This is a genomic window from Streptomyces sp. NPDC048331 (assembly GCF_043201215.1).
GTDB lineage: Bacteria > Actinomycetota > Actinomycetes > Streptomycetales > Streptomycetaceae > Streptomyces.
Genome location: NZ_JBICYT010000001.1, coordinates 23,126 through 37,023, shown reverse-complemented (window position 1 = coordinate 37,023; position 13,898 = coordinate 23,126). Strand labels below are relative to the sequence as shown.

Here is a 13,898-nt window from a genome sequence, read left to right as displayed (position 1 = left end):
CCTCCCGGTAAAGATCCGAACCACCAGGGAGCACGTCCGTTGGCTGTAATCGCACGCTGGTGCATGCGCCACCGCCTCATCGCCGTGCTCATCTGGCTGCTCGCCCTCGGCGGGACCGCGGCCGCCGCGCTGTCCGCCGGATCGGCGTTCTCCAACGACTACGAGGTCCCCGGCACCGAGTCCGGCAAGGCGAACGCCCTCCTGCGCGAAGGTTTCCACGGCCAGGGCGGCGACACCGACACCATCGTGTGGCGGGCCCCGGACCGGCAGAACGTGCGCACCCCGGACATCGAGCAACGCATGACCCAGGCCTTGGCGGACGTCGCCGCGCTCCCCGGCGTCGGATCGGTCGCCGGACCCTACGGTCCCACCCCCGAGGACGCCGCGCGGATCAGCCCCGACGGGCGCACCGCCTACGCGGTGGTGACCTTCGACCGGCAGGCCGACGCCGTACCCAAGGGGCAGGCCAGGGCCGTGGTCGAGGCGGCGAAGAACCCCACCACCGAAGCCGGCGGACTCCAGGTCGAACTGGGCGGCCGCGCCATCCAGCTCACCGAGGCCCCCACCGCCCACCTCGCCGAGGTCATCGGCGTCGCCGTCGCGGCCCTGGTCCTCTTCCTCGCCTTCGGCTCGCTCGCCGCGAGCCTGCTGCCCATCGCGACGGCCCTGGTCAGCGTGGGCACGGCCTATTTCGGCATCGCCCTGCTCGGCCACGCCATGCCGGTCGCCGACTTCGCCCCGATGCTCGGCACCCTCATCGGCCTCGGCGTGGGCATCGACTACGCGCTGTTCATCGTCACCCGGCACCGCAAGGGCCTGGCGCGGGGCAGCACCGTCGAGGAGGCGGCCGCGAACGCCGTCGCCACCACCGGCCGGGCCGTCGTCTTCGCCGGCGCCACCGTCTGCATCGCCCTGCTCGGCATGCTGGTGCTGCGGCTCAACTTCCTGAACGGCGTCGCCATCGCGGCCTCCGTCACGGTGGTCCTGACGGTCGCCGCCTCGGTCACCCTGCTGCCCGCCCTCCTCTCGTACATAGGCATGCGGGCCCTCTCGCGCCGCGAGCGCCGCAGACTCGCCGCCGAGGGCCCGCGTCCCGAGCAGACCTCCGGCTTCGCCGCCCGCTGGTCCGCCTTCGTCGAGCGGCACCCCAAGCTGCTGGGCGCTGTCGCCACCGCGGTCATGCTGGTGCTGGCGCTGCCCACGCTCTCCCTCCACCTGGGCACCTCCGACCAGGGCAACAACCCGGCCACCTCCACCACCCGGCAGGCCTACGACCTGCTGGCGGAGGGCTTCGGCCCCGGCACCAACGGCCCCCTCACCGTCGTCGCCCGGCTGGACGGCGCCGGCGACCGGCTCGCCGTGGACAAGCTCGCGCAGGCGCTCCGCACCACCGAGGGCGTCGCCGCCGCCGGCCCCGCCGTCCTCAACCGCAGCGGCGACACCGCCGTCCTCACCGTCGTACCGGACTCCGCCCCGCAGTCCCGGGCCACGAGCGACCTCGTCGACAGGCTCCGCGAGGACGTCATACCGGCCGCCGGTGCCGGCAACTCCCTGCAGGTGCGCGTCGGCGGTGTGACGGCCGCCTACGACGACTTCGCCGAGGTCATCATCGGCAAGCTGCCGCTCTTCGTCGGCGTGGTCATCGCCCTCGGCTGCGTGCTCCTGCTGCTGGCCTTCCGCTCCATCGGCATCCCGCTCAAGGCGGCGGCCATGAACGTCGCCGCGGTCGCCTCCTCCTTCGGCGTCGTGGTCGCCGTCTTCCAATGGGGCTGGGGCAGCGAACTGCTCGGCCTGGGCAGCGCCGGCCCGATCGAACCCTTCCTGCCCGTGATCATGGTGTCCGTCCTGTTCGGACTGTCGATGGACTACCAGGTCTTCCTCGTCAGCCGGATGTACGAGGAGTGGCTGGAGACCGGCGACAACAGGCGGGCCGTGCGCGTGGGCCTCGCCGAGACCAGCCGGGTCATCAACTCGGCGGCCGTCATCATGATCTCCGTCTTCCTGGCCTTCGTACTCAGCGGCGACCGGATCATCGCGATGTTCGGCATCGCGCTCGCCGCGGCCGTGGCCCTCGACGCCTTCGTGCTGCGCACCCTCCTCGTCCCGGCCCTGATGCACATGCTCGGCGGGGCCAACTGGTGGCTGCCCGCCTGGCTCGACCGGCGTCTGCCCAAGATCAGCATCGAGCCTCCCGAACGCCTCCCGCATGCGAGACTTCCGAAGCAGCGGCCCGCCGCGGACCTCGCCACGAGCGATGCCGGCGCCGAGCCCGCCACCAGCTCCCGGTGATCCGGCCACCCGCCGCCCGAGACCCAAGGAAGACCGAGCATGTTCTCCATAGACCTCGCCGAAGACGCCCAGCTGTTTCCGTTGGAAGCCCGGCACGCCGAGGAGTTCTTCGCGCACATCGAGCGCGGACGTGCCTACATCGGTGAGTACGTCGGCTTCCCGGACCGCGCCACCGACGTCGACTCCGCCCGGGCCCTGCTCGCCAAGTACGCGGTGACGGCCGGCGAGGACGGTGCCCGGTTCTTCGGCATCCGGCTCGACGGCACCCTGGTGGGCGGGGTCCTCTTCCGGACGTTCGAGGCGCACTACGGCAACTGTGAGATCGGCTGCTGGCTGGAGCCCGACGCGGCCGGACGCGGCCTGGTCACCAAGGCCTGCCAGGTCCTGATCGACTACGCCTTCGGCGAGCGCGGCATGCACCGCGTCGAGTGGCACGCCGCCTCCGGCAACAAGAAGAGCCTCGCCGTGGCCGCGCGCCTCGGCATGACCCGCGACGGCGTCATGCGCGAGAACTACCTCCACCACGGAGTCCGCCAGGACACCGAGGTCTGGTCGATCCTCTCCCAGGAGTGGGCCGCGACCCGCTCCGCCTGAGCCCGGTCCGGGCCCCGGCCGGGGGCGCCTCGCCAGGGGCCCCGCCGACCGCGGGGCCCACCACGGCCGGAACCCGCGGATTCTCAGAAAACTCTCAGACGGGGCGCCTACGGTGCCCCGCATGGACACCACGAAGACCCCCGCCCCGAACGCCGCCGAGGCGGACACCACCCCGGTCGCCCTCGACAAGACCGAGACCGCCCGGCCGGCCGAGGCCGAAGCCGACACCGCGGTCACCGACGAGGTCACCGACGCGGACCTGGACGACGAGGCCCTCGCCGACGACGAGGCCGAGGGCCGGGAGCCGAGCCACGTCGGATCCGCCGCCTTCGCGATCGTCGCCGCCGGTCTCGGTGTCGTCGCCCTCAGCGGTAGCTGGGTCGCGGGCATCGTGTCCGAGCGCGCGAGCATCGCCGCCCGGCTGGAGCTGACCCAGGCCGCCGACGCCAACGCGCAGATCGCCGCCCAGTTCGTCGACCCGTGGCACACCACCGCCATGGTGAACGGCATCTTCTCCGCCCTCGCCCTGATCGTCGCCACCTTCGTCCTGGCCCTCCCCGCCTTCAGCAGCCCCGAGCGGACCCTGCCCACCTGGGTACGGTCCGTCTCCTGGGCGGGCATCGGCCTGGGCGCCCTCGGCGTACTGCTCTTCGTCCTCATGTACTTCGACCTCCTCCTGGCCATTCCCAAGGCGGCCGGGGCCGGCGCCTAGGCGGTGCCTTAGGTCCGTACGGACCGATCCGGGGCTCCCCGGCCCCGGTCTAAGGCCCCCTGGCCGCGGCAGATGCGGCATGCGACCGATGTGCCGGCACCCCCTGGGGCGCGAATCTTGGATCACACCGAACGAGGTGCCCGAGCAACGCGACCAGGGAGCAGAGATGTTCGAGTACGAGATCGCCGCCGCCGTCCGCAACGCCGACCTCATGCGTGAGGCGGCCGAATACCGCGCGGCCCGGGCGGCGGGGACGGCGCATCGCGCCTCCTCGCCCGACCAGGAACACGTGAGGCGGGTGAGAACCTTCCGCAGCCGCTCCGCCCGCTCCGCCCGCTCAGCGCCGCGCACCGTGTGAACCGACACGTGAGGACAAGCGCACCGGCGGCCAGTGCCGCCGGGCAGGACCTCTGTGCGATGCTCGGCGGCGTGGAGACCAGATCTGTCAGCCCGGTGTTCGTCGGCCGAGCCGATGAACTGGCCGTACTCACCGACGCACTGACCCGGGCCGCCCGGCGGGAACCGCAGGCGATGCTCATCGGGGGAGAGGCCGGAGTCGGCAAGACCCGTCTCACGGAGGAGTTCCTCTGCGAGGCGGACCGCCGCGGCGCCGTCGTCGCCGTCGGAGGCTGTGTGGAGATCGGGGCGGAGGGCCTTCCCTTCGCCCCGTTCTCGACGGCTCTGCGTGCCCTGCACCGGCTGCTGCCGGAGGAGCTGGCCGCCGCTGCCGCCGGCCAGGAGAACGAACTCGCCCGCATCCTCCCCGAACTCGGCGAGACCCCGCGCGGCCCGCACGACGAGGAGAGCACCGCCCGGCTCTTCGAACTGACGGCCCGGATGCTGGAGCGACTCGCCGCCGACCGCACCGTCGTCCTCGTCCTGGAGGACCTGCACTGGGCGGACACCTCCACCCGACACCTGCTCTCCTACCTCTTCCGCACCCTCGGCCGCGGCCGCCTCGTCGTCGTCGCCACCTACCGCGCGGACGACGTGCACCGGCGTCACCCGCTGCGCCCGCTCCTCGCCGAACTCGACCGGCTCCGCACCGTCCGGCGCATCGAACTGTCCCGCTTCAACCGGGCCGAGGTACGCCGCCAGCTCGCCGGCATCCTCGCCGCACAGCCGGACGAGGACTTCGTGGACTCCGTCTTCGACCGGTCGGACGGCAACGCCTTCTTCGTCGAGGAACTCGTCGCCTCCCAGGAGAGCGGCTGCCGCACCGGACTCACCGAATCCCTGCGCGACCTGCTCCTCGTCCGCGTCGAGGTGCTCCCCGACGAGACCCAGCGGCTGGTGCGCATCGTCGCCGAAGGCGGCTCCACCGTGGAGTACCCGCTGCTGCGCGCCGTCGCCGGGCTCACCGAGGACGAGCTGATCGAGGCGCTGCGAGCCGCCGTCGGAGCCAACATCCTGCTCGCCACCGCCGACGGCGACGGCTACCGCTTCCGGCACTCCCTGGTGCGCGAGGCCGTCAGCGACGACCTGCTGCCCGGTGAACGGGCCCGCGTCAACCGCCGCTACGCCGAGGCCATGGAGGCCGACGGGTCGCTGGTCCGGGCCGAGGAGGGGGTCATCCGGCTGGCCAGCTTCTGGTACCACGCGAACGATCCCGCCAAGGCGCTGCCCGCCGTATTGGCCGCCTCCGTGGCGGCCCGCCGCCGACACGCCTACTCGGAGCAACTGCGCCTGCTGGAGCGGGCCATGGACCTGTGGGACAGCACCCCGGAGAGCCTCCGCGAGGCACTCCGCCCGGCGGACTACACCGAGGTGTACCCGCCGTGCGGCTGCGACCCGGCCACCACCGCGCTCCAGCGGATCGACCTGCTGGCCGAAGCCACCGTGGCGGCCCGCTACGGCGGCGAGCGCGACCGCGCCCTGAAGATCACGAAGACGGCGCTGCGCCTGCTGGAGGACGACCGGGACCCGCTGCGGGCCGCCTGGTTCTGGACCGAACGCTCCCGGCTGATCGCCGGACTCGGGCGTGGCGACGGCTGGGAGGAGATAGCCAAGGCCCAGGACCTCGTCCGGGGGCTGCCCCCGTCCCAGGTGCACGCCGAGGTCCTGGTCCGGGCCGCGAGCTGGGGCATGCTCCACAATCCGGGCCCCGACAACCTCGCCGCCGCCGAACGCGCGGTCGAGTACGCACGCATGGTCGGCGCCGAGGAGACCGAGCTCAACGCCCGGATCACGGTCGGCGTGCTGCGCTCCGACTCCGGCGACGGCGAGGGCGGCCTCGCGGAGATGCGCGCGGTCGTGGAACGGACCACACAGCTCGGGCTCACGATGCTGGCAGGGCGTGCGCATATCAATCTCACCTCTCAGTTGGAAAGTCTGGGACGGTCCCACGAAGCCGTGGAACTCGCCGAACAAGGGGCCGAACTGGTCCGCAGGTCCCGGCTCCTGGACAGCGAGGCCTGGGTCTGCGGGAACATGGCCGAGAGCCTCTACAGCCTCGGCCGCTGGGACGAGGCCACCGAGGCGGCCCGGCGCACCCTGCTGGTGGGCCAGAGCGCCGCCCCGCGCGGCTGCGCCTCGGCCCGCCTTGCCCACCTGGCGCTGGCCCGTGGAGAGTTGACGGAGGCGACCCACCAACTCGCCGCGGCCCACACCCACTACGGCGCCCACGAGACCCAGCCCCAGCACCGCATCCCGCTCCGCCGCCTCGCGATCGGCGTGGCCGCGGCGGAGGGCCGGATCGCCGACGTCCGCGCCGAGACGTCCGCTGCCGCGGCCCACGGATTCCCGCTCGGGCAGCACCGCTACGCCTGGCCGCTGCTGCTCGCCGCCGCCACCGCGGAGGCGGACGCCCGCGGGCTCCCGGCCGCCGAGGCCGGCCGGGAAGCGGCCCTGGCCGTGCTGCGCACCGCCGCCCGCTCCCTCGCCACCCCGGTCCCGGTGTGGGCCGCCCACGCCGAGTACCTCCGGGCCGAGCTGCTCCGGGCCGAGGCCCGGGACACCCTCGCCGACTGGACGGCCGTCGAGAAGGCCGTCCGCCCGCTGGCACGCCCGTACCTGCTGGCCAGGGCCTGCCACCGGCTCGCCGAGGCCCTGCTGGCCGCCGGCGACCGGGAGCCCGCGGCCCTCCTTCTGCGCGAGGCCTACGCCACCGCCGAGCGGATCGGCTCACGCAGGCTGCGCGAGGACCTGGCCCTGCTGGCCCGGCGCGCCCGCCTCCCGCTGAGCGACGCCGACAGCGCCGCCACACCGCCGGTCCCCGAGACCGACCCGGTCGAGGCGCTCGGGCTGACCAGCCGCGAGCGGGACGTACTGCGCCTGGTGGCGGCCGGCAACACCAACCGGAAGATCGCCGAGGAGCTGTTCATCTCCCCGAAGACGGCGAGCGTGCACGTCTCGAACATCCTCGCGAAGCTCGGCGTCGCCGGCCGCGGCGAGGCGGCCGCCCTCGCCCACCGGCTGCGTCTCTTCGCCGCGCCCGCCCCGGTCAGCCCCCGTCCGGAGGCTGCTCGTCCAGGCGTATGAGCACCCTGCCGGAGTCGAGGTCTATCGGCCCCCGTCCCGGATCGTTGTCATTGACGTCGGTCCGGGACAGCTCCAGCCGCTTCTTCTCCTCGTCGGTGTGCTTACGTCCCGGGTTGAACAGTTCCTCGATCATGTTGAACACCGTGCCCACCACACCCTTCGTCCCCCGCCGGGGACCTGCCGGTCACCGCACCGTCAAGGTCAGGATCCTGTCGTCGCCCGCTTCCGGGGACCCGCGTCCGTCCGTCTCGCTCGTGACCAGGAGCAGCCGGTCCCCGCCGAGGGGCACCACCGTTCGCAGCCGGCCGTACTCACCCTCCAGGAACGCCTGGGGCTCCGCCGCCGGCGCCGTCCCGGCCAACGGGATACGCCACAGCCGCTTGCCCTTCAGCCCGGCCATCCATATCGAACCCTCGGCCCACGCGATCCCGCTCGGCGAGGCCTCGTCGGTCTTCCACACCGCCACCGGATCCACGAAGCCGGGCTTTCCCGCCTTCCCCTCGGCCTCGGGCCAGCCGTAGTTGGCGCCGGGCTCGATCAGATTCAGCTCGTCCCAGGTGTTCTGGCCGAACTCGGCGGCCCACAGCCGTTTGTCCTTGTCCCAGGCGAGGCCCTGCACATTGCGGTGCCCGTAGGAGTAGACGACGGAATCCGCCTCCGGATTGCCGTGCACCGGGTCCCCGTCCGGGGTCATCCGCAGGATCTTGCCGCCCAGCGACTTCTTGTCCTGCGCGAGCCCGGTGTCACCGGTCTCGCCCGTGCCCGCGTAGAGCATCTTGTCCGGGCCGAAGGCGATCCGGCCGCCGTTGTGGATGAGCCCCTTCGGGATTCCCCGGAACACCGTGTCCGGGGCGCCCAGTTGCTGTCCGGCGGGTCTCTGCTCGTCGTACCGCAGCCGGGCGATGCGGTTGTCGGACTCGGTCGTGAAGTACACGTACACCAGACGGTCCGACGCGAAGGTGGGCGACAGGGCGAGGCCCATGAGCCCGCCCTCCCCTCCCGGAGCGACCCCCGGCACCTCACCGATCCGGGTCACCGCTCCGGAGCCCGCCGCGACCCTGCTGATCGTCCCCTTGTCCCGCGAGGCCACCAGCAGATCACCGCCCGGCAGCGGGGCCACGCCCCAAGGAGACTCCAGCCCCTTGGCCACCTCGCCGGTCACCGTGACGGCCCCCTTCGCCGGCGGTCCGGTGGCCTCCGGCGACGCGGACGGTCCCGTCGATCCCGGTGACCCGGTGCCCGCCGAGGCCTTGCCCGGTGGGGAGCCGCCCGGCCCCGCGTCCGGCGCGCCCTCCGGCGAACACCCCGCCGCCAGCAGAGCGCCGCAGCCGGCCAGCGCGAGCGCCGCCAGCACCCCCCGGCGCCGCCCGCCCGTGCCCTCGGATCCCGCCTGCCCGGGAGAACTTCCGTATCGCATCGCCCTGCTCCCTTCCGGTCCTCCGATCGTGCCCTTCATCCCTCTCAACAGCTCCGGCAGTTCACGAAGTTCCACCACTCGTACACTCGATCGAGTGGTTGTCGCGCCGACCCCGCGCGACCCGCCGACCCCGCACCGACCCCGCACCGGCTCAGGGACCGACCCGGATCAGTCCCAGGCTCCCACCTCGAGCGGAAGGGACGCGATCTCGGTCAGGTCACCGGCCGAGAGCCGGACGTCCGCCGCCCCCGCGTTCTCCGCCGCCCACGGCGCCCGGTCGGCCCCCGGCACCGGCACCACGTGGGGCCCCTGCGCCAGCACCCACGCCAGCGCCACCTGCGCGACCGTGACCTCGGGGCCGTGCCGCCGGGCCACCTGCCGCAGCCCCGCCAGCAGCACCTGGTTCGACGCCATCGCCTCCGCCGTGAACCGCGGATGCCGGGCCCGCACGTCCTGCGGCTCGAACCCCTCTCCCGGCGTGAGGGTCCCCGTGAGGAAACCGCTGCCCAGCGGCATCGCCGCCAGGAACCCGACCCCACGGGCCGCGCACCACGGCAGCAGCTGCCATGCCGCCTGCGGCGACCACACCGACAGCTCCGCCTGCACCGCGCTCACCGGGAACACCTGCTGCAGCCGCTCCAGGTGCCGCAGGGTCGTCCGGTACTCCCGGTCCCCCCGCCGCCCGGCTCCCGGCCCGGCGCCGGCGCCCAGCGCGCAGAACCCGAGCGAGCGCACCTTGCCCGCGCCCACCAGCTCGGCCATGGCCCCCCAGGTCTCCTCCACCGGCACGTCCGGATCGACACGGTGCAGCTGGTAGAGGTCTATGACGTCGGTCCCCAGCCGCCGCAGGGAGGCGTCGCAGGCCCGCCGCAGATAGCCGGGCCGGCCGTCGGCGACCACGTGCTGGTCACCCGCCCGCAGTCCCACCTTGGCCGACACGAACGCTTCGGACCGCCGCTCCCGCAACACCCGTCCGAGCAGCAGCTCATTGGTGTACGGCCCGTACACATCGGCCGTGTCCAGCAGGTTCGACCCCAGGTCCAGCGCCGTGTGCACGGCGGCCAGCGACTCCTGCCCCCGCCGCCGCGAAGGTGCGTACGCCCAGCTCATCGGCATACAGCCGAGGCCGATGGCGCCCACCGTCAGTGCCCCCGCCCCGATCGACCTGCGCTCCACCCCTGCGTCCCCCTCCGGTTCCGGCCATCAAACTAACGGCTTGATCCGGATGCCTTGGCATAGCCTCGTGATCATGACTGCAATGACCCCGGATGTCTGGCTCCCGTTCCCCGCCGAGGAGATCGAGGGCCTGCCCGACTCCTTCCGGTACCGCCTCTGGGACGGCGAGGACGCCTTCCCGGCCGATCCGGCCGACTGCGTCTTCTACGTGACGCCCTACATGAAGGCCCCCGAGGTCACCGTGCGCCCGCTGGCGGCGATGCCCGCGGTCCAGGTCGTCCAGACACTGACCGCCGGCATCGACGACGTGCGGGGCCGCCTCGGAGACCTGCGCCCCGGCGTACGGCTGTGCAACGCCGCGGGGGTCCACACGGCCAGCACCGCCGAACTCGCCCTCGCGTTGACCCTCGCCTCCCTGCGCGGCATCCCCGGCATGGTCCGCGGTCAGGACCGCGAGGAATGGCGCTCCGGCTTCTACGACGCCCTCGCGGACAAGTCGGTTCTGATCATCGGCTACGGATCGATCGGCTCCGCCATCGAGGACCGACTCGTGGCCTTCGAATGCGGGCCGGTCGCCCGGGTGGCGCGTACGGCACGGGCCGGCGCACGCGGGCCCGTGCACGCCCTCGCCGATCTCCCCGCGCTCCTGCCCGGGGCCGACGTGGTGATCCTCGTGACACCGCTGACCGATGCCACCCGCGGCCTGGTCGGCGCCGACTTCCTCGGCCGGATGAAGGACGGCGCCCTGCTGGTGAACGTGGCGCGCGGTCCCGTCGTCGACACCAAGTCCCTGCTGGCGGAGGTGGAATCGGGCCGGCTGTGCGCGGCACTCGACGTCACCGACCCCGAACCGCTGCCCGCCGGCCACCCGCTCTGGCATGCTCCGAATGTCCTGATCACACCCCATGTCGGCGGCAGCAGCTCGGCGTTCGAGCCGAGGGCCAAGCGCCTGCTGGCCCGCCAGCTCACCCGGTTCGCCGCCGGAGAGCCCGTGGAGCACACGGTGTTGATCACCGAGTGACATGTGATGCGCACGCTCCGCAGTCACTCGAATGCGCTGCGTGGGCACAACTCCCCGATCGGTAACGGAGAGTAGAGAGACTATGTCCCTGAGTGACGAAAGTGGTGTATCGTCCGGAAGAAGGGGCTGCGCCAGGAACGTCTGGCGCTGGGGAGTGATCGGACACTTTGGGGGGCGACGGGCGATGCACGGCCAATGGACGAAGGATCCGACGCGGTACAACCGCCGGAGGCGACGCGGCCGAGACTGGGCTGCACCGGAACCAGGCAGCGAGGGGGACCGGTGAGTACCCCGGGGGCGGCGCTCCTGAACCGGCCGTCCGTCTCGGGCGGAGGCAAGGGCCTGGCGATGCAGCTGCTCCTCGCGGTGGTCAGCGGCGGGTACGCCGTCGGCGCCGCCCTCAACTGGGGCTCCGAGGAAGTCGCCGAGATCATGGGCGACTTCGGGCTCAGCGCGGCCGGCTTACTCGCCGCCGTCTCCTGCTACTCCTACGCCAGGGCGATCGACAGCCGTGAACGCCCCGCCTGGCTGCTCTTCGCCTTCTCCTCCCTGATGGGCGCCGGCGGGAACGCCGTCTGGGGCTGGTACGAGGTGATCCTCGGTGAGGAAGTGCCGAAACCCTCGCTCGCCGACTTCGCCTTCCTCTGCTTCGCCCCGCCCGCCATCGTGGGCCTGCTCGTCCTCGCCAAACGCCCGGTCACCCGCGCCGGTTGGGTGTGCCTCGGACTCGACTCCTGGCTCATCGGCGGCTCCCTGCTCACCCTCTCCTGGAGCCTGGCCCTGGCCCACGCGGCACGGACCGCCCAGTCGGGCGCCCCCGGCAGCGTCCCGCGCGCCGCGCTCTCCCTCGCCTACCCGCTCCTGGACATCGCGCTCGTCTCGATGGTCCTGGTCCTGCACTTCCGGCGCAGCGAGACAAACCGGTCCGCCGTCAACACCGCCATCGCGGCGCTGGCCCTGACGGTGCTCAGCGACGCCCTGTTCACCTCACCCCTGCTGAGCGCCGAGTACCAGTCCGGGCAGCTGCTCGACGCGGGCTGGTTCGCGGGCTCGCTGCTGCTCGCGTACGCGCCCTGGGGCGCCCGGCGCCTCCCTCCGGGCCCGGAGCCGGTCGGCCGGCCACGGATGGACCGGACGCACAGCCGTCCGATCACCGGCTCGCTCCCCGCCCTCACCCCGTACCTCGCGGCCGCCGTGTGCACCCTCGGGATCCTGTACAACGTCGTGGACGGCCGGAAGGTGGACCGGATGGTCGTCTTCACCGGCTGCACGGTCGTGCTCGCCCTCGTCATCCGGCAGGGCATCATGCTCCTCGACAACATCGCGCTGACCCAGGAGTTGGCCCAGAAGGAGAACCACTTCCGCTCCCTGGTCCAGGGCTCCAGCGACGTCATCATGATTGCCGCGCCCACCGGGACGCTGCGCTACGTCAGCCCCGCCGCCGCCGGGGTCTACGGCCGTGAGGCGGAGGAGCTGGTCGGCACCGAGCTCGCCACCCTCATCCACCCCGACGACCTGGGCCGGGTGGTCCACGAGGTACGCCGCTTCCTGGCCGCACCGCCGACCGAGGAGCCCACCACCCGCATCGAGTGCCGCTTCAAATCGGGCGGCGGCGAATGGCTCAACGTGGAGTCCACCGTCAACCGGCACCAGGGCGGGCTCATCCTCAACAGTCGGGACGTCACCGAACGGGTCCGGCTCCAGGCCCAGCTCCAGCACAGCGCCGAACACGACCCGCTGACCGACCTCCCCAACCGGGCCCTGTTCACCCGGCGCGTGCGCCAGGCCCTGACCGGGCGGCGCGCGGGCGACCACAGCACCGCCGTGCTCTTCATCGACCTCGACGGCTTCAAGGCGGTCAACGACACCATCGGCCACCAGGCCGGCGACGAACTGCTCGTCGAAGCCGCGCGCAGGCTCCAGGACTCGGTCCGGGCCGGGGACACCGCGGCCCGCCTCGGCGGCGACGAGTTCGCCGCGCTGATCCTCGGCGACGGCAGCCGCGACCCCGGCGTCCGCGAGTACCAGGTGCGGGAGATCGCCGACCGGCTGCGCACCACCCTCTCCCAGCCGTACCGGATCGGCGGCAGCGAGGTCCGCGTCGCCGCGAGCATCGGGGCGGCCTTCGCCGACCCCGGCATCACTCCTTCGGACCTGATGCGCAACGCGGATCTCGCGATGTACCGGGCCAAGGCGGGCGGCAAGGACCGCGTCGAGATGTACGCCCCCCAGATGCAGGCCGAGGTCGTCCGCAAGGCCGAGCTGGCGGGCCGGCTGCGGACCGCGCTGCACGAGGGCGAGTTCGCCCTGCTGCACCAGCCCGTGGTCTCACTGGCCACCGGCGAGGTGTCGGCCGTGGCCGCACAGGCCCGCTGGCGCTCCGCCCAGGGGATCCTCTTCACCCCGGCGGAGTTCCTCCGGGTCGCCGAGTACAGCGAGGGCGGAGCCGGTGGGGCGGGCGGCGGCCCCGGTGCCGCCGGACACGACGCCTCGCGCACCGCCGAGCTGGGGCGCTGGCTGCTGGAGGAGGCCGTGGAGCAGGCCGCCGACCGGCACCGGGCCGGGCACGACGTACCCGTGGCCGTGCGGATGACCGCCCAGCGGCTCCTGGACCGGTCCATGCCGCTCGGCTCCGTGGAGGCCCTCCTGACCCGGCACGGGCTGCCCTCCGGGGCCCTGGTGCTGGAGCTCGCCGTGTCCGACCCCAGAGTGCCCTTCGACGACCTGGAACGCCGCCTGACGGCGCTGCACCGGCTCGGGGTGGGTATCTCCCTGGACGGCTTCGGCAGCGGCTACGCGGCCATCAGCGCCCTGCGCCGCCTGCCCGTGGACATGCTCAAGCTGGACCGGGGCCTGGTGGAGGGCGTGATCGAGTCCGCCCGGCTGCACAAGATCACCGCAGGACTCTTGCGCATCGCAAACGACCTGGGTATGAGGTCGGTGGCGGACGGGGTGGATCTGCCCGAGCAGGTCCTGGCGCTGCGCGCGATGGGGTGCACGCACGGCCAGGGAATGGCCTTTTCCGGCCCGCTCGACGAGTACAGGCTGCGGCGCGCGCTGGTGCGCGGTACGTTCCCAGTACCGGGCGGAGCGGCCCAACCAGCACTGGCCGGCGGTTCCCCCGGCGGCTCCCTGGCCATCCGTAGAGGCTCACATAATGAGACGCCCGTCCCACCTACTTGACATCACCCTCCCGCCGGAGGGAGGGT

Annotated in this window: 10 protein-coding genes; 7 read left to right on the top strand and 3 right to left on the bottom strand. The window is 72.8% G+C overall.

The window, feature by feature from the left end; genetic code table 11:
* Window positions 1-39 precede the first annotated feature (39 nt).
* The 5 genes from ACGFYY_RS00145 (at window position 40) to ACGFYY_RS00125 (ending at window position 7,075) form a co-directional block, all read left to right on the top strand.
* Window positions 40-2,289, top strand: a complete 2,250-nt coding sequence (locus tag ACGFYY_RS00145; protein ID WP_393706387.1) for an MMPL family transporter — start codon at window positions 40-42, stop codon at window positions 2,287-2,289.
* A 39-nt stretch (window positions 2,290-2,328) separates the two neighbouring features.
* Window positions 2,329-2,883: a GNAT family N-acetyltransferase gene (locus ACGFYY_RS00140; RefSeq protein WP_393706386.1), complete on the top strand. Its 555-nt coding sequence runs from the start codon at window positions 2,329-2,331 to the stop codon at window positions 2,881-2,883.
* A gap of 121 nt (window positions 2,884-3,004) precedes the next feature.
* Window positions 3,005-3,595, top strand: a complete 591-nt coding sequence (locus tag ACGFYY_RS00135; RefSeq protein WP_393706385.1) for a hypothetical protein — start codon at window positions 3,005-3,007, stop codon at window positions 3,593-3,595.
* Window positions 3,596-3,761: 166 nt separating this feature from the next.
* A complete protein-coding gene (locus ACGFYY_RS00130) occupies window positions 3,762-3,953 on the top strand; it encodes a hypothetical protein (RefSeq protein WP_393706384.1) in 192 nt (63 codons plus the stop codon).
* 59 nt (window positions 3,954-4,012) lie between these two features.
* Window positions 4,013-7,075 carry an AAA family ATPase gene (locus ACGFYY_RS00125; protein ID WP_393706803.1) on the top strand — a complete coding sequence of 1,021 codons (3,063 nt, stop codon included), beginning with the start codon at window positions 4,013-4,015 and terminating at the stop codon, window positions 7,073-7,075.
* On the opposite strand, the gene ACGFYY_RS00120 is transcribed toward ACGFYY_RS00125, so the two are convergent.
* The 3 genes from ACGFYY_RS00120 to ACGFYY_RS00110 form a co-directional block, all read right to left on the bottom strand.
* On the bottom strand, window positions 7,038-7,208 hold the full coding sequence (locus ACGFYY_RS00120; RefSeq protein ID WP_384841552.1) for a DUF6191 domain-containing protein: 171 nt from the start codon (window positions 7,206-7,208) through the stop codon (window positions 7,038-7,040). The two genes, ACGFYY_RS00125 and ACGFYY_RS00120, sit on opposite strands and share 38 nt — an antisense overlap.
* 51 nt (window positions 7,209-7,259) lie before the next feature.
* A complete protein-coding gene (locus ACGFYY_RS00115; RefSeq protein WP_365269335.1) occupies window positions 7,260-8,492 on the bottom strand; it encodes a PQQ-dependent sugar dehydrogenase in 1,233 nt (410 codons plus the stop codon).
* Window positions 8,493-8,660: 168 nt separating this feature from the next.
* On the bottom strand, window positions 8,661-9,668 hold the full coding sequence (locus ACGFYY_RS00110; protein ID WP_393706383.1) for an aldo/keto reductase: 1,008 nt from the start codon (window positions 9,666-9,668) through the stop codon (window positions 8,661-8,663).
* Between the two features lie 73 nt (window positions 9,669-9,741).
* On the opposite strand from ACGFYY_RS00110, the gene ACGFYY_RS00105 reads away from it, so the two are divergent.
* The gene (locus ACGFYY_RS00105; protein WP_393706382.1) at window positions 9,742-10,689 is read left to right on the top strand and encodes a 2-hydroxyacid dehydrogenase; all 948 of its coding nucleotides are present in this window, start codon (window positions 9,742-9,744) and stop codon (window positions 10,687-10,689) included.
* Between the two features lie 282 nt (window positions 10,690-10,971).
* Window positions 10,972-13,872, top strand: a complete 2,901-nt coding sequence (locus ACGFYY_RS00100) for a putative bifunctional diguanylate cyclase/phosphodiesterase (protein WP_393706381.1) — start codon at window positions 10,972-10,974, stop codon at window positions 13,870-13,872.
* Window positions 13,873-13,898 lie beyond the last annotated feature (26 nt).

Bases quoted from the DNA above. Each gene is read 5' to 3' on its own strand.
- ACGFYY_RS00135 (WP_393706385.1), top strand. From the start codon at position 3,005: ATGGACACCACGAAGACCCCCGCCCCGAACGCCGCCGAGGCGGACACC.
- ACGFYY_RS00125 (WP_393706803.1), top strand. From the start codon at position 4,013: ATGCTCGGCGGCGTGGAGACCAGATCTGTCAGCCCGGTGTTCGTCGGC.
- ACGFYY_RS00140 (WP_393706386.1), top strand. From the start codon at position 2,329: ATGTTCTCCATAGACCTCGCCGAAGACGCCCAGCTGTTTCCGTTGGAA.
- ACGFYY_RS00105 (WP_393706382.1), top strand. From the start codon at position 9,742: ATGACTGCAATGACCCCGGATGTCTGGCTCCCGTTCCCCGCCGAGGAG.
- ACGFYY_RS00120 (WP_384841552.1), bottom strand. From the start codon at position 7,208: ATGATCGAGGAACTGTTCAACCCGGGACGTAAGCACACCGACGAGGAG.
- ACGFYY_RS00115 (WP_365269335.1), bottom strand. From the start codon at position 8,492: ATGCGATACGGAAGTTCTCCCGGGCAGGCGGGATCCGAGGGCACGGGC.
- ACGFYY_RS00130 (WP_393706384.1), top strand. From the start codon at position 3,762: ATGTTCGAGTACGAGATCGCCGCCGCCGTCCGCAACGCCGACCTCATG.